16 protein-coding genes are annotated in these 21,216 nt (G+C 61.1%); all 16 read left to right on the forward strand.

Annotated features, from left to right (window positions below; translation table 11 throughout):
* Nucleotides 1-343 precede the first annotated feature (343 nt).
* The 16 genes from ACFOW7_RS19850 (at nt 344) to ACFOW7_RS19925 (ending at nt 21,214) form a co-directional block, all read left to right on the forward strand.
* Complete coding sequence (locus tag ACFOW7_RS19850) at nt 344-955, forward strand: NeuD/PglB/VioB family sugar acetyltransferase (protein WP_378167709.1); 612 nt, start codon at nt 344-346, stop codon at nt 953-955.
* Entirely contained in the window at nt 952-2,001 is a 1,050-nt protein-coding gene (locus tag ACFOW7_RS19855) for a nucleotidyltransferase family protein (RefSeq protein WP_378167712.1), read from the forward strand. The genes ACFOW7_RS19850 and ACFOW7_RS19855 overlap by 4 nt, the downstream gene beginning before the upstream one ends.
* Nucleotides 1,998-2,903 (forward strand): Gfo/Idh/MocA family protein, encoded by a 906-nt coding sequence (locus ACFOW7_RS19860; protein WP_378167714.1) that lies wholly within the window; start codon nt 1,998-2,000, stop codon nt 2,901-2,903. Before ACFOW7_RS19855 ends, ACFOW7_RS19860 begins: the two co-directional genes overlap by 4 nt.
* Nucleotides 2,896-3,618, forward strand: coding sequence for an acylneuraminate cytidylyltransferase family protein (locus ACFOW7_RS19865; RefSeq protein ID WP_378167716.1), 723 nt, complete (start codon nt 2,896-2,898; stop codon nt 3,616-3,618). The genes ACFOW7_RS19860 and ACFOW7_RS19865 overlap by 8 nt, the downstream gene beginning before the upstream one ends.
* Before the next feature lie 165 nt (nt 3,619-3,783).
* On the forward strand, nt 3,784-4,731 hold the full coding sequence (locus ACFOW7_RS19870) for an SDR family oxidoreductase (RefSeq protein ID WP_378167718.1): 948 nt from the start codon (nt 3,784-3,786) through the stop codon (nt 4,729-4,731).
* A gap of 216 nt (nt 4,732-4,947) precedes the next feature.
* A complete protein-coding gene (locus ACFOW7_RS19875; RefSeq protein ID WP_378167720.1) occupies nt 4,948-10,059 on the forward strand; it encodes a glycosyltransferase in 5,112 nt (1,703 codons plus the stop codon).
* 384 nt (nt 10,060-10,443) lie between these two features.
* Nucleotides 10,444-12,021 carry a flagellin N-terminal helical domain-containing protein gene (locus tag ACFOW7_RS19880; protein WP_378167722.1) on the forward strand — a complete coding sequence of 526 codons (1,578 nt, stop codon included), beginning with the start codon at nt 10,444-10,446 and terminating at the stop codon, nt 12,019-12,021.
* An 80-nt stretch (nt 12,022-12,101) separates the two neighbouring features.
* Nucleotides 12,102-12,485 carry a flagellar protein FlaG gene (locus tag ACFOW7_RS19885; RefSeq protein ID WP_378167724.1) on the forward strand — a complete coding sequence of 128 codons (384 nt, stop codon included), beginning with the start codon at nt 12,102-12,104 and terminating at the stop codon, nt 12,483-12,485.
* A 53-nt stretch (nt 12,486-12,538) separates the two neighbouring features.
* Nucleotides 12,539-14,908 carry a flagellar filament capping protein FliD gene (gene fliD / locus ACFOW7_RS19890; protein ID WP_378167726.1) on the forward strand — a complete coding sequence of 790 codons (2,370 nt, stop codon included), beginning with the start codon at nt 12,539-12,541 and terminating at the stop codon, nt 14,906-14,908.
* Between the two features lie 33 nt (nt 14,909-14,941).
* Nucleotides 14,942-15,421 carry a flagellar export chaperone FliS gene (fliS, locus tag ACFOW7_RS19895; RefSeq protein ID WP_378167729.1) on the forward strand — a complete coding sequence of 160 codons (480 nt, stop codon included), beginning with the start codon at nt 14,942-14,944 and terminating at the stop codon, nt 15,419-15,421.
* Nucleotides 15,408-15,746, forward strand: a complete 339-nt coding sequence (locus ACFOW7_RS19900; RefSeq protein ID WP_378167731.1) for a hypothetical protein — start codon at nt 15,408-15,410, stop codon at nt 15,744-15,746. The genes fliS and ACFOW7_RS19900 overlap by 14 nt, the downstream gene beginning before the upstream one ends.
* Before the next feature lie 61 nt (nt 15,747-15,807).
* A complete protein-coding gene (locus ACFOW7_RS19905) occupies nt 15,808-16,188 on the forward strand; it encodes a DUF2802 domain-containing protein (protein WP_378167733.1) in 381 nt (126 codons plus the stop codon).
* Nucleotides 16,185-17,297 (forward strand): flagellar hook-length control protein FliK, encoded by a 1,113-nt coding sequence (gene fliK / locus ACFOW7_RS19910; RefSeq protein ID WP_378167735.1) that lies wholly within the window; start codon nt 16,185-16,187, stop codon nt 17,295-17,297. The genes ACFOW7_RS19905 and fliK overlap by 4 nt, the downstream gene beginning before the upstream one ends.
* Nucleotides 17,297-17,623 (forward strand): EscU/YscU/HrcU family type III secretion system export apparatus switch protein, encoded by a 327-nt coding sequence (locus ACFOW7_RS19915; protein ID WP_378167737.1) that lies wholly within the window; start codon nt 17,297-17,299, stop codon nt 17,621-17,623. Before fliK ends, ACFOW7_RS19915 begins: the two co-directional genes overlap by 1 nt.
* A gap of 516 nt (nt 17,624-18,139) precedes the next feature.
* Nucleotides 18,140-19,006 (forward strand): NAD(P)-dependent oxidoreductase, encoded by an 867-nt coding sequence (locus ACFOW7_RS19920; protein WP_378167739.1) that lies wholly within the window; start codon nt 18,140-18,142, stop codon nt 19,004-19,006.
* Nucleotides 19,007-19,627: 621 nt separating this feature from the next.
* Entirely contained in the window at nt 19,628-21,214 is a 1,587-nt protein-coding gene (locus ACFOW7_RS19925) for a flagellin N-terminal helical domain-containing protein (protein WP_378167741.1), read from the forward strand.
* The last annotated feature ends 2 nt before the right edge of the window (nt 21,215-21,216 follow it).

The raw sequence follows: 21,216 nt of genomic DNA on the forward strand, positions 1-21,216 counted from the left end.
CATGGCGTTCAATCCCACCATCCATGGAGCGTACCAGCCAGTAAGCCGCCTAAGGGATTGCTGCTGCGGTTCTGACTTCTGCTTGGGATAAAGGGTGTGGAGGGAAATGGACGCTGGGTCGGGTCCGGAGTTTTGGGCGACAGAGGGAAGAAGAATTTCTGCTGTCGCGGCTGTGATGGGGTGGTGCTGGCTGAGTTGGGCTGGACGGGGCGGGCAGCGGCGTTCCATGGAAAATTTCAGGAAAAACCACATCAAGACTGCGAAATGCTTCTATAAGAAATAGAAACCGATCTTTCCCACTTACGGTGGGTGAAGGGAGAAGCAGCCCGATGGAGCAGTCCCGATGAGCGCAAAGGCCGATCTGGTGCTGGTGGGCGGCGGTGGCCATTGTCACGCCTGTATCGACGTGGTCGAGCTGGCCGGTCATTGGCATATCGCCGGGGTGCTCGACCGCGAGTTGGCGGTCGGCACCGAGGTGCTGGGCTATCCGGTGCTGGGCGACGACGAGCGGATCGAGGAGCTGGCGGCCAAGGGCTGTGCCTTTCTGATCGCGCTGGGACAGATCCGCACTGCCAGCGTGCGCCAGTCGCTGTATCAGCGCATCGTCGCGGCGCGCGGACGGCTCGTTACCGTCGTGTCGCCGCTGGCGTACGTCTCCCGCCACGCCCGCCTGGGCGTCGGCACCATCGTGATGCATCACGCCGTGGTCAATGCCTGCGCCGAAATCGGCGCCAACACCATTATCAATACCCGTGCCCTGGTCGAACACGATGCCCGCATCGGCGACCATTGTCATATCGCCACTGCCGCCGTGGTCAACGGCGGCGCCGAAGTCGGGACCGCCAGCTTTGTCGGTAGCCAGGCCGTGCTGTTCCAGGGCGCTGTCGTGGCGCCGGGCAGCGTGGTCGGCGCCGGCACGGTGGTGCGCCCACTCCGCCCGGGAGCAGCCGTATGAACCGCGATGACTGGCGCGACAATCTGGTCGGTCCCGCCACCGACATCCTGACCGTGATGGGCGCGCTCGAATCGCGCAGCAGCAAGATCGCGCTGGTGGTCGATCATGATGGCCATCTGCTCGGTACGGTCACTGATGGCGATATCCGCCGTGGCCTGCTGCGCGGCGTCGGGGTGAGCGAGCCGGTGGAGAAGGTGATGTTCGGCCAGCCGACCACGGCTTCGGTGAACGCGCCGGAAATCGAGCTGCGGACCCTGATGCGGGCGCGGCGGCTTCTGCATATCCCGCTGCTTGACCAGGATGGCCGAGTGGCGGGCCTGCGCAGCATGGCTGAGCTCGGGCCGCGTCTGATCGATAACTGGGTGGTGCTGATGGCCGGCGGGCTCGGCAGCCGGCTGCGGCCGCTGACCGATACCGTGCCAAAGCCGCTGCTCAAGGTGGGCGACCGGCCGATTCTCGAAACCATTCTGTGCGACTTCGCCGAACAGGGCTTTCGCAAATTCTTTATCTCGGTCAACTACAAGGCCGAGATGCTGATCGCCCATTTCGGCGACGGCGCCAGATGGGGCGTCGAGATCAACTATCTGCACGAAAACGAACGGCTGGGCACGGCTGGCCCCCTGTCGCTGTTGCCGGGCAGGCCGGTCTGTCCCTTGGTGGTGATGAATGGCGACCTGCTCACCAAGGTCAATTTCCGCCAGATGCTCGATTTCCATGGTGCCCAGCAGGCGCTGGCCACCATGTGCGTGCGTGAATACGACTTTCAGGTGCCCTATGGCGTGATCCGGCTCGACGGCTCGCGCATCGTGGCGATCGATGAAAAGCCGATGCACCGCTTCTTTATCAATTCGGGCATTTATGTGCTGGCGCCCGAATGTCTCGACCTGATCCCGCCGCGCCGCTTTTTCGATATGCCGACCCTGTTTGAGCGACTGATTGCCGAAGGCCGCGATACGGCAGCTTTTCCGATCCATGAATACTGGCTCGATATCGGCCGGCTCGAAGACTTCCAGCGGGCCAATGCCGAATACGGAGAACGCTGGTGAAAGCGCTGGTGATCGGCCAGGGCTCGATTGGCCAGCGTCATGCCCGGCTGCTGGGCGAACTGGGGCTTGCGGTGGCCACGGTGAGCGGGCGGGCCGAAGTCGGGCCAGGACGCTACCGCGAGCTGTCCGCCGCGCTCGACGACTGGCAGCCCGACTATGTGGTGGTGGCCAACGACACGGCCGACCATGCCTCGACCCTGAATTCGCTGGCCGGTTTTGCCGGGCTGGTGCTGGTGGAGAAGCCGCTGTTTGCCCAGGTGGCGCCTTTGCCGACCGGGTTGCGCGGTTTCGTCGGCTATAACCTGCGTTTTCATCCGCTGCTGCGCTCCCTGCGGCAGCGGCTCGACGGCCTGCGCTTGATTTCGCTCACTGCCACGGTCGGCCAGTATCTGCCCAACTGGCGCCCCGGTTCGGACTACCGCCAAGGCAATTCGGCCAGCCGGGCCCGTGGCGGCGGCGTGCTGCGCGATCTGTCGCATGAGCTTGACTATCTGCTGTGGCTGGGCGGCGACTGGCAGGCGGTGGCGGCGTTGGGAGGGCGCTTCAGTTCGCTGGAGATCGACAGCGACGATGTGTTCCAACTGCTGCTTGCCGGGCAGCGCTGCCCGGTAGTGAGCGCGCGGCTCGACTATCTCGAGCACGACGTGCGGCGCGAACTGGCCGTGCTGGCCGATGGCTACAGTTTCCTGCTCGATTTTGTCGCCGGCCGCCTGGTGAGCAACGGGACGGTCGAGCTGTGTATGACCGGCCGCGACGATACCTATCTGGCCCAGCACCGGGCGCTGCTGGCGGGCGAGCATGCCGAGCTGTGCAGCCTGGAGCAGGGCCTATCCGTGGTGCGGCTGATCGAGGCCGCCGAAACCGCCGCGCGCGAGCGGCGCTGGGTGAACAACGATGGCTAGGCTTTGTACGATCTGTGCCCGGGGCGGCTCCAAGGGCGTTCCCAACAAGAATCTGCGCGAAGTGGCCGGACGACCGCTGCTGCTGCACAGCATCGAGGCCGCCCGCCGCTCGGGGCTGTTCGATCTGATTGCCGTGGGAAGCGATTCACCTGAAATCCTGGCGGCTGCCCGCACGGGCGGCGCCGATCTGGTGATCGAGCGGCCAGCCGAGCTGGCCAGCGACAGCGCGGCCAAACTGCCGGCAATCCGCCATTGCGCCAGCGAAGCGGCGGCGCGCAGCGGACTGGCCTTCAGCGTCACGGTCGATCTGGATGTCACCTCGCCGCTGCGTCTGCCTGACGATATCGTGGGCGCGGTTGCGCTGCTGGAGCAAAGCGGCTGCGCCAATGTGATCACCGGGGCGCCGGCGCGCCGCTCGCCGTATTTCAATCTGGTCGAAGTCGGCGTCGATGGCGTGGCCCGGCTCAGCAAGACCCTGGCACAGCCCGTGGTGCGGCGCCAGGACGCGCCGGCCTGCTTCGATATGAATGCCTCGGTCTATGTCTGGCGCTGGCCGGCGCTGTTCGACGAACAGGGGCTGTTCCGGTCCGACACCCGGCTCTATGTGATGCCCGAGGAGCGCTCGCTCGACATCGACAGCGAACTTGACCTGCGTATCGTCACTTTGCTGCTGGAAGAACGGGAGCGCCTGGCGGCCGCAAGACAGGTCGAATAAATAACCTTTTTATTGCTGGGCTGGGTGATAGAAGGGGATAGCGTCTGCCTCAGCAATAAGAAAAGGGAAAAAATGGGATGCCGTTCGGGCAAATGCAGGATGGCAGACGCGGCTTGATCGCAGGATCATGATGGACTGCAAGCAACCCAGAACGAGGAGAACACCATGAAATTCCCGATCCAACACCGTCTTATGGCCCCGGCGGATGACCCGGTGCCACCGGGCAGCGGCCTGCCTACCGGTTCGCGTCCCGAGATGGGCCGCGGCATGATGTTGCAAGCCTCATCATCGGACTGCGGTTCGAGTGGTCCATTCCGGCTCGACGGTCGCACCGCCCTGGTGACCGGTGCCGTCGGCATCCTGGGCCGCCATTTCTGCCATGGCCTGGCAGCTGCGGGCGCAGCGGTGGTGGTGACCGATCTCGATGAGTCCGAATGCGAGCGTCTGGCTGCCGAACTGCGGCGCGATCATAACGTGCCGGCGCTGGGCCTGGGCTGCGACATCACCGTGCCCGAGTCGGTCGATTCGCTGGTCGAACGTGCCACGCGCGCCTTGGGCGATATTCATATCCTGCACAACAACGCCGGCGGCAAATCGAGCAATCTCGACGCCTTCTATGCCCGCTTCGAAGACTACAGCCTCGACGAATGGCGCCGCATCATGGCGGTCAATATCGATGGCACCTTCCTGGTGACGCAGGCGGTCGGCCGCCGCATGGTGGCGCAGGGCAAGGGCGGCAGCATCATCCAGACCGCCTCGGTCTACGGCGCACTGGCGCCTGACCAGCGCATCTACGAGGGCTCGGAATACCAGGGCCGCCCCATCAGCAGTCCGGCCGTCTATGCCGCCTCCAAGGCTGCCGTGATCGGGCTGACCCGTTATCTGGCCGCCTACTGGGCCGACGCGGGCATCCGGGTCAACTGCCTGTGTCCGGGCGGGGTGGAAAGTGGCCAGAACGAGGAATTCCGCCGCCGCTATGGCCAGCGGGTGCCGCTTGGCCGGATGGCCCAGGCGGGCGAAATGGTTGGCACGCTGCTATATCTGGCATCAGACGCCTCGAGCTATGTCACCGGCCAGGTATTGATGGTCGATGGTGGCCTGAGCGCTTGGTAAGCCGACGGGCCATACGCCGGCCGGGGCCCGGCGTGTGGCCTACAATGAATTCCAGGAAATCATCGAGCAATAGGGAGGTGATACTGCGAGGTTGGCAGAGAAAGATAAATTCTTGAAAAATACAGCACCAAGTATTGCGCTTATTTTGCAGGTAATTTTCTAAAGTACAAAAATCGCCGACTTGCCCCGAGGTCGGCGGCCAACAGAGGGATTCCCATGGAGCCAACCGCCCCGGCCATCACTGGCAAGCGCGTGCTGATCTTTCGTCCTTATGGCATCTCGATCAACCATTTCGCCATCGAGCTTGCCGTGTGCGGCCAGTTGCAGCTTGCCGGTGCCGAGGTCCAATGGCTGGTGTGCGATGCGGTGTTCGAGCAATGCGACCACCATTGGCAACTGATCAATCCCGAAGACAAGGCATCGGCCTGTTCCGCCTGTTTTGGCACGGCGCAGCGCTACCGCGATGACTACGGCCTGCGGCTCGAAGGGCTGGGTACCTGGCTCGATGCCACTGACCGCGCCGAAGTAACGGAGTGGCTGGCCCAGCTCCCGGTCGATCACTATGGCGAAGCGAGCTTTCGCGGGCTGCCGCTGGGTGAGTGGGTGCGCTCCTCGGTCAATACCCAGTTGCGCTGCTGGATCATCGAACTGAACGACCCGCGCCATGCCGCGGCCTACCGCCAATACCTCTATGGTGCGGCCCTGGCGGCCATTGTGTTCGAGAAATACTTCGCAGCCAGACGTCCCGATTACATTTTCATGATGAACGGCCGCACCTTCGCCCCGCGCACCTTGCTCGAAATGGCCAAGGCGCGCGGCATCCCGGTGGCCGTGCATGAATTCGGCCGCTCCGAGGAAACCCGGATGCTGCGGGCCGACGAAAACTGCCACTCACTCGAAGGCTTCAACCGCGCCTGGACCAGCTGGGCCGAATTGCCGCTCACCCCGACCGAAGCGGCCGAAGTGGCTGAACATCTGAAACGCCGCATCGGCGGCTCGGTCGATTTTGCCTACAACAAGCACAACGACAGCTCCCTGGCGGCGTTTGTCACGCCAGGCGAAACCCGGCGCATCGTTACCCTGTTCACCTCGTCCACCGATGAGATTGCCTCGGCCAAGGGCTGGGGCTGGCATTACGACCAGCTGCAATGGCTGGCCGAGGTGATCGCGTATTTCCGCCATCATCCCGAATATCTGCTGGTGATCCGCTGTCACCCCAACCACCGCCATGCCCTGATGGGCGACGATTACCAGTTCCTGGGCGGGCTGGAGCGGCTGCTGGCCGATATGCCGGACAATGTGCGGCTGATCAGGCCATCCGATAAATGCAATTCCTATGAATTGCTGGCACTGGCCCATGCGGTGCTGGTGTATTCCTCGACCGTGGCGATGGAGGCCGCACTGTTGGGCTGCCGCGTGCTGCTCGCCGGCGGTGGCCTCTATCGTGGCCGGCGCTTCGCCTATGAATACGAGGGACCGCTCGCTGACTTTCAGTTGGCGCTCGATGCTTTCCTTTCTTCCGATGTTGACCAGCGTTGGCGCACGGCTGCTGCACGTTTTTTTCATTTTCTCTATTACAAGCAGGTCTACGACGTGCCGCTGGTCGAGCGGGTGGAAGGCCGTTTCCTGGTCTGCCGACGCGAAGCCTTCAGCCAGCCCGTGCTGGACTGGCCGCTGTTCAACGATCTGCTGCGCTTTTATCGTGAAGGCGGCGATTTCTTCCCCGACCCGAGCGGACGGCCGCGCGACGCGGCGGCCGCTGCGGTCGAGTCGACGGCGCTGGCACTGGAGCTGACGCCACAGCGGCTCGGTTGGGGTGGCGGGGCGGGGACTGCGGCACCGTGTTTCTCGGTGGTGCTGACCACCTATAACCGGGCCGAATTGCTGGGCGATGCAGTGAGAAGCGTGCTGGAGCAGAGCTGCGGCGATTTCGAGCTGATCGTGGTCAATGACGCCGGCGCGCCGGTCGAAGCCACGCTGGCGCCCTTCCTTGACGACGGCCGGATACTCTATCTGCGCCATGCGGTCAACCGTGGCCTGTCGGCGGCGCGCAATACCGCGCTGGCCCTGGTCCGGGGGCGTTATATCTGTTATCTCGACGACGACGATCTGATGCGGCCCGAGCATCTGGCCACCATCAAGGCGGCGCTCGACCGCGATGACGTGGTGCTGGTCTATACCGACGCCGAATATGTGGCCGAACGGATCGAAGGCGGCCAGCGGGTGGCGGTCGAGCGGGCCACGCCTTACGCAGCGATCGAATACAGCCGCGAGCGCTTGCAGGTCGAGAACTTTATCGCCGTCAACGCCTGGGGCCATCGGCGCGAACTGATCGAGCGCATCGGCGGTTTCGATCCGGCCCTGCCGGCACTCGAAGATTGGGAATTCCTGCTGCGGGTGCTGAAAGTCGGCGAAATTCGGCATCTGCCGGTGGTAACGGTCGAGGTCCATCTGCGGCCCGAGCAGGATGCCGACCGGATGTCCAAGCGCCAGCGCAAGAATTTCCCGCGGCTGTTCCGCGATATCTACGCCCGCTATCCGGTCGAGTCCGCGGCGGTACAGGAAGGCCGCCGTGCCCGCTTGGCCAGCCTCGATGCCGAATTCCAAGGCAAGGCCACACCGCCCGTCAAAGCGCTGGCCGCCCCCAGCGCCTACGATATCTACCGCGCCTCGCGCCGCTTCGGCCCGCGCGACGGCCGACTGTTCGAACAGCGTCTGCAAAGCTGGGAGCGTCTGCCGGTATTCCAGGTGGTGGTGCTGCATCCCGATACGCGGCGCAGTGAAGCACTGTCGCGCACGGTGGGGGCGCTGGCCCGCCAGTACTATCCCGAACTGCGGCTGACCGTGGTCGCCCGCGAGCCGGCTCCGCAGGGTTGGCAGGGCGAGCGGCTATGCTGGATCGAAACCGATGGCGCGCTCTATGGCGGGGTCAATCGGGCGCTCAACGAGATCGAGGCCGACTGGCTGATGGTGATCCATGCCGGCGATACGCTGGCGGCCCACGGCCTGTTGCTGGCAGCCGAACTGGGCCAGTGCCGGCCTGAGCTGGTGGCGATCTATGGCGACGAGGACAGGCTCGATGGCGAGCGGCACGACAGTCCGCAATTCAAACCCGATTTCAATCTGGAGTTTCTGCGCAGCGGCGCCTATATCGGCCAGCCGCTGCTGGTGCGGGTCGGGCGTCTGCGCGAACTGGGCGGCTTTGATGCGGTGCTGTCCGGGGTCGAAACCTTCGATCTGGCCCTTAAACTGGCCGAACACTCGCATGAGGCACCGATCGGCCATTTGGCCGAGGTGATCTACCACGCCGACCCGATCGGCGAACCGGCCCTACCGCCTGGCGAGGCGCGCGCCCATGCCCGGCGTGCCCTGGTCCAACATTTTGCCCGGCTGGGAGTGGCGGTGGAGGTCGGGGATGGCTTGCTGCCCGGCAGCCAGCGCGTGCGTTATCTGCACGATGCGCGGCCCTTGGTCTCGATCGTGATCCCGACGCGCGACCAGCTGAACTTCCTGCAACGCTGCCTCGAAACCATCGTCGAGCGCACCAGCTACAACCGCTACGAGGTGCTGGTGGTCGATAACGGCAGCGAGACACCCGAAGCGCGGGCTTTCCTCGATGGCATCGAGGCGATGGGGGAGGAGCGGCTGCGCGTGCTGCGCTACCCGCATCCGTTCAACTTTTCGGCCATGAACAATCTGGCCGCCCGGCATGCCCAGGGCGACTATCTGCTTTTGCTCAACAACGATACCGCCGTGGTCCAGAACGACTGGATCGAAGCACTGCTCAACCATGCCCAGCGACCCGAAGTCGGCATCGTCGGTGCCAAGCTGCTGTTCCCCGATGGCCGGGTCCAGCACGCCGGCGTGGTGCTGGGCATGCTCGGCCCGGCCGAACATCCTTTCCTGGGCGCTTCGCTGCGCGAGCCGGGCTATATGGGACGGCTACAGGTCGACCAGGAGTATTCAGCCGTGACGGCGGCTTGCCTGATGATCCGTAAATCGATCTACGAGGAGGTCGGCGGGCTCGACGAGTCGGACTTCAAGGTGTCGTACAACGACGTCGATCTATGCCTCAAGGTACGCGAGCGTGGCTACCGGATCGTCTGGACTCCTTACGCCACCTTGCTGCACGAAGGCTCGGCCAGCCAGCGCAACGCGGTGGAAGGCCGGCCCGACGAGGCGCGGCAGGCGCGCTTTGCCGGCGAACAGCGCGCCTTCTATCGTAAGTGGCTGCCGCAACTGGTACGCGATCCGGCCTACAACCCGAATCTGAGCCTGCGCCAGCGCGACTGCGCCATCGAGACCAACCCGGTGCTGACCCGGCGCTTTGTCGATTGGCAGCCGGCGCCGAGCATTCTGGTCCATCCGGCCGACCAGACCGGTTGCGGTCACTACCGCATTCTGGCGCCGGGCGAACGGCTGCTGGAGACCGGGCGCGCACTGGTGCAGCCGAGCTACGAGCTGTTCATGCTGCCGGCCGAGATTGCCAGGATCAAGGCCGACGCCATCGTGTTGCAGCGCCAGCTCACCCCGGTCCAGCTCGAAGCGATGGCACGCTATCGCGACTATTCGGGCGCCTTTATGGTGTATGAGCTGGACGACTACCTGCCCAATCTGCCGGTCAAGAGCGTGCACCGCGAGCATATGCCCAAGGATCTGGTCAAATCGCTGCGCAAGGCCCTGGGCTATGTCGATCGCTTTGTGGTATCGACCGAGCCGCTTGCCGAGGCGCTAGAAGGCTTCCATCCGAATCTGCGCGTGGTGCACAACTATCTGCATCCCGACTGGTGGCAAGCCACCCCGCGCCGCCGAGTCGGCCCGCGTCCGCGCGTGGGCTGGGCCGGCGGTATCGGCCATAGCGGCGACCTGGCGCTGATCGTCGAAGTGGTGCGCGACTTGGCCCCCGAAGTCGATTGGGTGTTCTTTGGCATGATGCCCAAGGAGATCGAGCCGTTCGTGGCCGAATATCATGCAGGTGTCCCGACCGGCGACTATCCGGCAAAACTTGCCGCCCTCGACTTGGATCTCGCGCTGGCTCCGCTCGAGATCAATACCTTTAATCTGTGCAAGAGCAATCTGCGGCTGCTTGAGTATGGGATCAACGGCTACCCGGTGATCGCTACCGATATCGCCCCCTATCGCTGTGGTCTGCCCGTGACGCTGGTCAAGAACAAATACAAGGATTGGATGGAGGCGATCCGCGCCCATCTGGCCGATCTGGACGCTGCGGCCCGGCAAGGCGATGAATTGCGCGAAGCGGTACGGCGAGACTGGATGCTCGATGGGGACAACCTGGACCGCTGGCTCAAGGCCTGGCTGCCCGACTAAGCGGCTCAGACCAGGCAAAGCTCAGCAATAAATTGGAATTTTTTTGTCTTATCACCTGATCTGGTACTTGTTGCTTGGGAGTTGAGCAGACGGTTTGCGTAGTGGGAAGCCATATCCAGAAGGGTATGGCTTTTTTGTTTTTGCTTTTAAAAGACAAAATGTATAGCAATCTCTTTGCATGATTTTTGTATGTCAGTGTTTTGTCAAGTTTGACTAAAGTATTCCGGCATGAGGTCGATAAGGCATCCGTGGTTGGCACGGCCGTAGCGTGAGCGACAAAGTCATTAAAGTCCCCGGACGACCTGCCGATATAGACAGCAAGAGGATTCAGGACTGCGTACAGGAACGGCCTGACTGACCTGACCCAAACCGGAGATCGAGATCATGCAAGTCATCCAAACAAATATTCAGTCGCTCAATGCGCAACGCAACCTGGGCACCTCGTCGGCGTCGCTGGCGACTTCGCTGCAACGCCTGTCCTCGGGCCTGCGCATCAACAGCGCCAAGGACGACGCCGCCGGTCTCGCGATCTCCGAGCGCTTTTCGGCTCAGATCCGCGGTATGGACCAAGCCGGCCGCAACGCCAACGATGGTGTCTCGCTGTCGCAGACCGCCGAAGGCGCGTTGCAGCAGATGGGCAATATTTTGCAGCGTGTGCGTGAACTGGCTGTGCAGTCGGGCAATGCCACCAACTCGGCAACCGACCGCAGCGCCCTGAATGCTGAAGTAAACCAGCTGGTTTCCGAACTGGAGCGCTTCTCGCTGTCGACAGAGTTCAACGGCCAGAAGCTGTTCGACGGTAGTTTCACTTCCTCGACCTTCCAGATTGGCGCCAACGCTAACCAGACCATCACGGCCACCACCAACAACTTCCGCACTACTCAGTACGGTTCGTATCAGCTGGGTGTGGGTAACGGGACTGGCACGTCGTCGGTATCGAATTCGGTATCCGGCACCTTTACTGGCGGCGCCTCTGCCCTGACTGCGCAAACCCTGACCACTTCGGGTGCAGTGGTGAGTACGGCTGGCGATTTCTCGATCAACGGCACCACGATCTCGGTCGATACCTCAGGTTCGGCCAAGACCATCGCCGACAAGATCAACGCCGCCAATGTGGGCGTGACTGCCACGGCCCGGACCGAGACCACGCTGTCGTTCAGTGGCACGGCCACCAACAGTGCCGGTAGCGGTGCCTACAACCTGCATGTGATCGGTCGCAACAGCACTGCCCAACTGGTGTCGTTCAACGTCACTGACCTCGACAATGACGGAACGGTCGAGAAGGAAGACTTGCAGCAGGCGGTCGACGCTTTCAACAAGCAGTCCTCGAAGACCGGTATCTCGGCCCGGGTGTATGACAAGGATGGTCAGTTCGGTGTCACCCTGACTGCGGAAGATGGCGCCAATATCAATATCGCGGCCGATGGCGGTAGTGCGGCAGGTGTGATCAATGTCCTGTCCAGTGGTACTGCGACGGTGGCTTCGCTTGATGCGACCACGACCGCCGGGGTGATGACGATCGGTGGTCAGGTAGTACTCAACTCGTCGAGTTCTTACGCCATCAAGACCACGACCGCCGAGTTTGCTGCTGGTGTGGTGGACGACGAAGCCCTGGCCGCTAATACCACTCTTGCAGGCTCTCTCAAGACGGTTCAGGATCTCGATATCTCGACCGCGGAAAAGGCCTCGCAAGCACTGCGGGTGGTTGATGACGCACTCACCCTGGTCAACGACCAACGCGCCAAGTTCGGTGCACTGCAAAGCCGGTTCGAAGCGACGATCTCGAATCTGAAGATCACTTCCGAGAACCTGTCTTCCGCCCGGTCGCGCATCCGCGATGCGGACTTTGCCCAGGAAACGGCCAACCTGACTCGGGCACAGATCTTGCAACAAGCAGGTACGGCGATGCTGGCTCAAGCCAATGCGCTGCCGAACCAAGTATTGAGCCTGTTGCGTGGATAATCTCCGAGTGATTGACTAAGGTCTAAGCATTGCCCCGGTTGCTGGCAGGCGGCCGGGGCATCTGTCCAGGAGATGCCATCATGCAAGTGCAATCGGTAAATACGGCGTTGACCCCTCCGCTGCAAAACGAATCGGCGCCGCAACAGCGTGCCCAACTCGCCGCAGCAGAAACGAGCAAAGTCAGTGCTGAAGCGGTCAAGGTGTCGAGTGATGCGGTTCAAGCGTCTCGCGCCACGGCAGATTCCGGCGATGTCAAAAAGGCGGTCGAGAAGTTGAACCAGACGGTGACTTCGTTCAATCGCTCCTTGCAGTTTTCGGTCGATGAAGACACCAAGATGAACATTGTCAAATTGGTCGACGTCGATTCCAAGGAAGTGATTCGCCAGATTCCATCTGAGGAGGTTTTGTCGATTGCCAAGGCCATCGACAAGCTCCAAGGAATGTTGATTGAAGAAAAAGCGTAGCGAAGCTGGTCGGCGCCCGGATGCGTCGGCCGGCCTGGCGAGAGGAGTCCATCATGGCACTGTCTTCGTTGGGTATCGGCTCCGGCCTGAATCTGAGCGGTATGGTCACGGATTTGATGAAGCTGGAGCGCCAACCCCGGGCCCAGCTTGATGTCAAGGAAGCGACTTTCCAAGCCAAGCTGTCTGCGATCGGCACGATCAAGGGAGGGCTGGCCAGTTTGCAGTCTGCGGCGCGCAGCTTGGGTTCCTATACCCAGTTTCTCCAGACGACTGCCTCGGTCACCGATGGCAATTCGCTGGCCGCTAGCACCACCAGTGTCGCTCAGACCGGCACTCATACTTACGAAGTCTTCCAACTGGCCCAGGCACAACGGCTTAAATCCGATGCTTACAGCAGTGTCGACAAAACCATCGGCACCGGCAAAATCACCATTCAGTTCGGCGAGATTAACGGAACCGTCAATAACGATGGCCAATACGATCCGGGTGCTACCTTTACGCCGAACGGTGATAAAGGCTCGGTGACGATCGATATCGACTCCAGCAAGAACACCCTCACCGGCGTGCGTGATGCAATCAATGCCGCCAAGGCTGGTGTAACGGCCTCGATCGTCAACGACGGCAACGGTTTCCGCCTGGTGTTGGCCTCCGATAGCACGGGGGCAAAAAACGCCATGCGCATCAGTGTTGATGACGCCGATGGCAATTCCAACGATGGCGGCGCCAATGCCGGGCTTTCCCAGTTGGCCTTCGACCCGACCCTGCTGGCGGGCAGTGGCCAGAATATAAGTCAGGCTGCCGTTGCCAAAAGCGCTTCGGTCAAGATCGATGGAATCTCCATTACCTCGCAGACCAATACGCTGACTGACGCCATCTCAGGTGTCACCCTGACACTCAAAGCTACCACGACAGCGACCCAATCCCTGACCATCGGTCGGGACTCCAGTGGCGCGGCCAAGCAGATCGAAGGTTTCGTGAAGGCCTACAACGAGCTGAACAAGCAGTTGGGCGATCTCAGCTCTTACGACCCACAGTCCAAGAAAGCCGCAGTCTTGCAGGGCGAAACCGTGGTGCGTAGCGTCCAGTTCCAGCTCAAGAGCATCATGAATGGCGTGTTGCCCGGCGGGAGCTTTACCCGACTGGCTGATGCCGGGATCAGCTTCGATAAAAGCGGCACGATGACTTTCGATTCTGCCAAGTTCGCCGCCAATGCCAGCAGCAACGCCGAAGGGATGGCTAGCCTGTTTGCGGCCTATGGCACTACCAATGATGCCCAGGTCCGCTATATCAGCGCCGGCTCGGCCACCCGACCCGGCAGTTACAGCGTCGACGTGGAGCGTCTGGCCAGTCAGGCCACGTATATAGGACGGACCGCCAGTAGTCTGACCATCGACGACGACAACGATACCTTCTCGATCAAAGTCGATGGAGTCAGCTCCGGCTCGATCAAATTGACCCACGCCACTTATGCCAGCGAGGCCGATCTGGCCGTCGAGCTGCAAAGCCGTATCAACGGAGATGCTTCGCTCAAGTCGGCGGGGGCTTCGGTATCGGTGGCTTACGATGCGGCACAAGGTGCCTATGTCATCAAGTCCAACCGCTATGCATCGAGTTCCAAGATCGAGCTCGGTGCCGTCGATACCAACAGTGAAGCCACACTGGGCCTGGCGACAGGTACCCGCTTCGGCTACGCCGGTACCACCATCAATAGTCTGGTCATCGACGACAGCAACGACAATTTCTCTGTCACCGTTGATGGCGTGAGCAGCGGCACCATCAACCTGACCCATGGCACCTACAACAGCAAGGCCGATCTGGCAACGGAGATCCAGACCCAGATCAATGCCAACCTGGGTGGGTCTGCATCGGTCCGGGTCCGCTTTGATGAGGCTGCTAACCGCTTCGATATCATGTCGGAGAAGCTCGACGCCTCTGCCGGTTTTTCGATTGACTCGGCCGACAGCGGTATGGGGCTGACGCTGGGGATCGCCACTGCCGCTGGCCGTAATACCGGTTATGATGTCGAAGGTACGATAGGCGGCCGGACGGCCACAGGCGTGGGGCAGTTCCTGACCGGCCAGGGCGATGCGCTCGATCTCAAGATCCAGATCACCGGCGGCAGCGCCTCCCCCAGCGGACTCAGCCGTGGGGCGGTCAGTTATAACCAGGGTTTTGCCTATCAGCTCGACAAGGCGATCGAGCAGATGGTGTCGGCGACCGGAACGCTATCTAGCCGTATCAACGGTATCAACCGTGCCGTGCAGGATATCGGCAAGCAACGGGTGGCATTCGATGCCCGGCTCGAAACCGTGGAAAAACGCTACCGCGACCAGTTCACAGCGCTCGATACGCTGGTGGCCCGGATGCAGCAGACCAGTTCTTATTTATCCCAACAGCTCGCCAATTTGCCGAAGGTCGGCTGAAGGCGATAGGGCGTAGCTAGCGAGTCCAAGTAGATGGTTGCCAAAATCAGGAGTGCACTGAATGCCTACGGGCAGAGCAGCGTCGAACTGGATGTTCAGGGCGCTAGCCCCCATCGTCTGGTCTGCCTGCTCTATGAAGGGGCGATCAAAGCGGTGGCGCTGGCCAAGGTCCATATGCAGGCGGGTGCGATTGCAGATAAAGGCGCCTCCATCTCCAAGGCGATCGCCATTATCGAAGAGGGGCTGCGTCTTAGCCTCGACAAAGAGGGCGCTGGTGCCGAGCTGGCCCAGAATCTCGACGCCCTCTACGAATACATGACGTTGCGACTATTAACAGCTAATCTGAAGAACGACGTCGAGGCGCTCGACGAAGTCTACGGTCTGTTGGTGCCTTTGCGTGAAGCCTGGGAAGCCATCGACAAGCAACACACTGCATCCCCTGGCGGCAGTCCATCGCCGTCGGGGGATCAAAATGCGCCGCCACGAGGATCGTTGAGCTATGGTCGAGCCTGAGATCGTCGAGCTGTATTCGTTGTTGCGCCAGCATACCCTGGCTTTGCTCGAACTCAGCCGACTGGAGCGCTGGGACCAGGTGGCAGCTCAGGCAGCCGCCCAGGCTGCCGTGGTCGAGGCTTTGCAGCGCGCTGGCGCCAGTCCCGAGCGACTGTCGCCCACGGCGCAGGCCCAGGTGATCAGTTGGTTGGCCGAGGCCGACGCAGCCCAGCGCGAAGCGATGGAGCGGGCGGAAGCCGGCCGGCGTGAGCTGTCTGATACGATCGTTGAACTGGAGGGGACGAGGGTCGTCAGCGGCAGGCTTGCCAAAGCCTACGGTAGCTGACGGTGAAACCGCGCATCTTATCGCCCCGGAAACAGGACTCCCGCGGCGCGAAGGAGGGACGATGAACGGTATTTCGATCACCTGGACCCAGCTCCTATTCGCAGCGGGCGTGGTAATCGCGATCTATGTCGCGGAATTGCTATTGTTTCTGACCAAGTCGCGCCGACGTCCGGCTGAAGACAACGCCGACCTGCTGGCCGATCTCGACACCTTGCGCGACGAGGTGGCCGTACTACGACGTGAGTTGGCGGCCTTGCGTGCCCGGGTCGAGGAACAGGCTGGCGACAGCCGACAGACCGAGCCAGAATCGGCCTATAGCCAGGCGATCCGTCTGGCACGTCAGGGACTCGATTCGGCGGCTGTGGCGGCGGGGTGCGGCATTTCGCGTGGTGAGGCGGAGCTGATCGTCGCCCTCTACCGCGCTTCCAATCGTTCCCTATGATTCCCTCCAATGCGGTCGCTGCCCAGCTCCAGGCCTATCTAAAAACTCCGGATCTTCCCCTGGTCCGCGTCGTCGATGCGGTCGAGGGGATCCAGCGGCTGTTCACCGTGGGCGAACAGCTCAGGGCGCAAGTCGCCACACCTTTGCAGAATGGCCGCTTTGCCGTGATGGTGAAGGACCAATTGCTTGACCTCAATCTGCCCCGCAATACCGAGCCTGGTCAGGAGCTTGATTTACGGGTGCTGTCCAATAGCCCCAGACTGGTTTTTCTGTTGCAACGGCCGCCTGCGACCACTGACACGGCCGTTCCACTTCCTACCGCCGAGCCGGAACCTGGGGTACAGATCAGCGATACGGCCCGTTTCCTGGCCAGCCTGCTAGGGCGGGAAATTGCCAATAAACCCGGGACGGGTACAGCGCAGACTGCCATCATCGGTAATCTGGCGCTGGCAGAAGCCCTGCCCGATACGCCAGAGCTGGCTACCAAACTGGAACAGGCGATCAGCCGCAGCGGCCTGTTCTATGAATCGCATCAGGCCGATTGGGTTGCCGGCCGGCAGACGCTCGATCAATTGCTCAAGGAGCCCCAAGCACGCCTGATCCGCCCGCCGGAACAGGCTCCTACTGCGCCGCTCCAGCCTCGTGCGACCGAGGAGACGCCACGCAGCCCCGTTGCCGCCGCCAGCGAGGCTCTGGCCGAGGCGACCGCCAATACCGAACTTGACGCCATGCCACCGCTTGCCCGTCAGATGGTGCAACAGCAACTGGGCGTGCTCGATCAGCGTATGGTGGTATGGCAAGGCCAGGTCTGGCCTGGTCAGACCATGCGCTGGGAAATCGAGGAAGAACCCGAACATGGTCCTGAACGTCAGCAGGATGAGGCTACTTCCAGCTGGCGTACTCGCCTGAGCCTGGATTTGCCGCATCTGGGCCATGTAGGGGTCGATATCGGCCTGGCCGCCGGTGGCCGGATCAGTGTGCGTTTCCTGGTGACTGAAGCGGCCACGGCCGAACGTATCCGTGCCGAGCAGGCCGCGCTCGACCAGAGGCTCGATGCCGCCGGGCTGGAGCTGGTATCTCTGGCACTTGATCGCGAGCAGGTCGAATAATGGCGCGTCGTTCAGGTGCTTCGGTCGAGGCTTTACAAGAAGCGGTGGCTTTGGCCTACGGAGAAGGCTCCGGCGCGCCGAAAGTCGTGGCCAAAGGTCGTGGCTTGATTGCCCAGGCAATCGTCGACAAGGCCCATGAGGCAGGAGTCTATGTCCATGAGTCGCCTGAGCTGGTGGCCTTGCTGATGCAGGTCGATCTGGACCGTCATATCCCGCCTGAACTCTACCGCGCCGTAGCCGAGTTGCTTGCCTTTATCTATATGCTTGAACACGGCGGTAGCGATACGCCCACAGCGCCGCCAAAACTGACGCTACCTGCGGAATAGGAAAATATTCAGACAAATGTCTGCTAGAGATATGGCAAATTGTAAAAATAAATAAATTAATAAAGCCAATACTCTGTTTTCTGCATCTCCTCCTCTCCACACGGCAGATTCCTTTTGTCGAGCCTATTTCACTGCCCCGTCCGCAGCCATCTCTGATAGAGGCTTGGGCTTCAGGCTGGATGGCAAACCCCGCCCCCTGAGCTAGGGCCAGTTGTGGAGCCTGCTGCTAGAGCATTTCCAGACAATTCGGAGTCAGTGTGTCCGGACCTCAAAGCGCAGGTCGTGGCATTCAACCAGGCTTGGCGGTGACTCCGATTTAAACGGATATGCACTAGCGACAATCGGCATGAAGCTGCCGGCCTCATTTTTCGCGAGCCACCGATCGGCTTTTTCGGGCTAACCATGGCGGTTGCTACCCCTGGTCGCATGCTTTAGATTGCGCCCGGGAGTGCCGATCGGTTCAGTTGCCATCGGCCGTATTCCACTGACCACCATTGATGAGAGAGGAATAGTCCTATGGCTCAATTGGGCTTGATTGGCCTCGGTATCATGGGGCGCCCGATGGCGCTCAATCTTTTGGCTGCCGGGCATACTGTGCATGTCTACGCCCGTCGTGAAGCAGCACTGGCACCATTTCGCGACCATCCTCAGGCGGTGATTCATGCCTCGCCCGCCGAAGTTGCGCGTCAGGCTGAAGTGGTGTTTACCGTTGTGTCCGACACACCCGATGTCGAAGCCGTACTGTTCGGCCCTCAGGGTCTGGCTGAAGGGCTGCGCGCCGGGGCTACGGTGATCGATATGAGCACCATTTCAGCAACGGCCACCCGTGAGTTCGCCAGCCGCTTGGCCGCACAGGGGGTGGATATGCTCGATGCGCCCGTGTCAGGCGGCGAGGTCGGGGCCATCCAAGGCACCCTGTCGATCATGGTGGGCGGTCGTGTCGAGGTATTCGAGCGGGTCAAGCCTTGGTTGGAAATTTTGGGCAAGAATATCGTCCACGTCGGCGAACAGGGGGCCGGGCAAGTCGCTAAAGCCTGCAATCAGGTGGTGGTGGCTGTCACCATCGAGGCAGTCGCCGAAGCCCTGACCTTTGCTGCCGCTCATGGCGTCGACGGCAACCGGGTCCGCGAAGCGCTGCTGGGCGGGTTTGCTGGTAGCCGGATTTTGGAAATCCACGGCAAGCGAATGCTGAGCGGCGACTACACCCCAGGCTTCAAGACCAGTCTGCATGCCAAGGATATGCGTATCGTTGCGGCGGGTATTACCGAGCAGGGCCTGCGTCTGCCCTGTGCCAGTCTGGTGGGCGAGCGATTACAGGCTCTGGCGGAAACCTCCGATGCCGAATCGGATTCGTCGGTGTTGTTCAAGCTGCTGTCCCATTGAACAAATCTGCCGGTTGCTGGTGCAGAAGGTGCACCGGCGCAGTCACTGGATGGCAAAACCCATCTTCGGGTGGGTTTTATAAAAAAATGAAGAAAGAGTACAAGACAGGATAATAAAATATTAATAAAATGAGTGATTTCGGACAAATAGACTTATCTGCATCTTTCTTCTTCCCCGCGTTCCCCCCGCTAAGTCTCTCCGTCGAATTTGCCGGTCTACCCTTGCCGCCTCAGCGGCAAAAAACGCCGCTTCTCTCTTGGGTAAAGCGGGTTTTTCCTAAAATCTTTGAAAAATCAAATAAATACGGCTGGCACACCCTTTGCTCAAAGAGCCTCGACCTAATCTTCCGGCTCATGTAGTGACCGGGATGCGTCGGCCTCAGCCGGTGCAACGCAACCACTGAAACAGGCAGTGGTGCGGGAGGTGGTCGCGACGTGAACGGGAAGTGTGTCTTCCCATAGCGGCCAGGCCGCCGTCGCTGGAGAGTCGGTTTGTTGCCCGGGGGCATGGGTAGCAACCGTGGGGAAGCGTAAAGACGTATTTGAAGCGCAACGTTTCCATTCGGTGATTCGACACTGACCGCGTCCCGCTACCCAGGGCACACGGCGTAGGAGAGTAATCATGCAGGTGATCAACACCAATATCCCCTCGCTGAATGCGCAGCGGAATCTGGATACATCGGCTAACGGCCTGGCCGTTTCGCTGCAACGACTGTCATCCGGCCTGCGCATCAATTCAGCGCGCGACGATGCTGCCGGTTTGGCGATTTCGGAGCGTTTCACTTCACAGATTCGCGGTAGCGAGCAGGCCAAGCGCAATGCCAATGACGGTGTTTCGCTATCGCAGGTGGCGGAAGGTGCCCTCAACCAGATGGGCAATATCCTGCAACGGGTTCGCGAGCTGGCAGTTCAGTCGGTCAATGCCACCAACTCGCAATCCGATCGCCAGGCACTCAATGCTGAGGTAAACCAGCTTGTTTCCGAGCTGGAACGTTTCTCCCTCAGCACTGAATTCAATGGGCAGAAACTGTTCGACGGCAGTTTTTCCTATGCCTTGTTCCAGGTTGGCGCCAATGCCAACCAGACTATCTCGGCGACCACATCGAGTTTCCGTACCAATCAATACGGGACTTTCCAGCTCGGGGTAGGTAACGGAACGGGGACCTCCTCCGTATCCAACTCCGTCTCGGGAACCGGCTTTACCGGGGGTGCAAGCGGCCTCACGGCGCAGACCATCTCCAGCATGATTTCCGGGGCGACAATCACCAGTTCCGGCACTTTCTCGATCAATGGCACGACCATCTCGGTCGATGTATCGGGTTCGGCTAAGACCATTGCCGACAAGATCAATGCTGCCAATGTAGGCGTGAATGCCATGGCTCGAACCGAGGCCGTGCTGGCCTTCTCGGGAACGGCAGCTAACCAGGCGGGGAGTGGGGCCTACAATCTCTATGTGGTGGGACGCAATATCCAGCCGCAACTAGTGGCATTCAATGTGTCGGACCAGGATGACGATGGGGTGATCGAGAAGGAAGACTTGCAGCAATCGGTCGAAGCCTTCAATAAGATCGCAGCGAAGACTGGGGTGTCGGCACGCATCTACGACAATGATCCGGACTTCGGCGTCACCCTGGTGGCCGAGGATGGCTCGAACATCTCCATGGCGTCCGATTCAAGCGGTAACGCCGGGGTGGTACGGGTACTCAATGCCAGCGGTACGGCGGCACGCCTTGATGCAACCGGACCCAATAATGGGGTGATTACCATCGGGGGCCAGGTGGTGCTCAATTCGCCTTCCTCCTATGCAATTACCACCAGTGGGGCTTCCTTTGCAGCCGGGGTTTTCTCAGGCACGGCGCTGAGCAGCAACAACACCTTGGCGTCGTCCTTGAAGACGGTGCAGGATCTCGATATCAGTACCATGGAGAAGGCGACCCAGGCTCTTCGGGTCGTCGATGATGCCCTGACCCTGGTCAACGATCAGCGTGCCAAGTTCGGTGCTTTGCAGGCGCGCTTCGAAGCCAGTATTGCCAATCTACAGATCACCACAGAAAACCTGTCAGCGTCGCGTTCACGGATTCGAGATGCCGACTTTGCTCAGGAAACAGCCAATCTGACCAGGTCGCAGATCCTGCAGCAGGCTGGTACTGCTATGTTGGCGCAGGCCAATGCCCTGCCCAATCAGGTCCTGTCACTGCTGCGAGGTTAAGC

The organism is Chitinimonas lacunae (genome assembly GCF_042650885.1).
GTDB classification, from domain to species: Bacteria; Pseudomonadota; Gammaproteobacteria; order Burkholderiales; family Chitinimonadaceae; genus Chitinimonas_A; species Chitinimonas_A lacunae.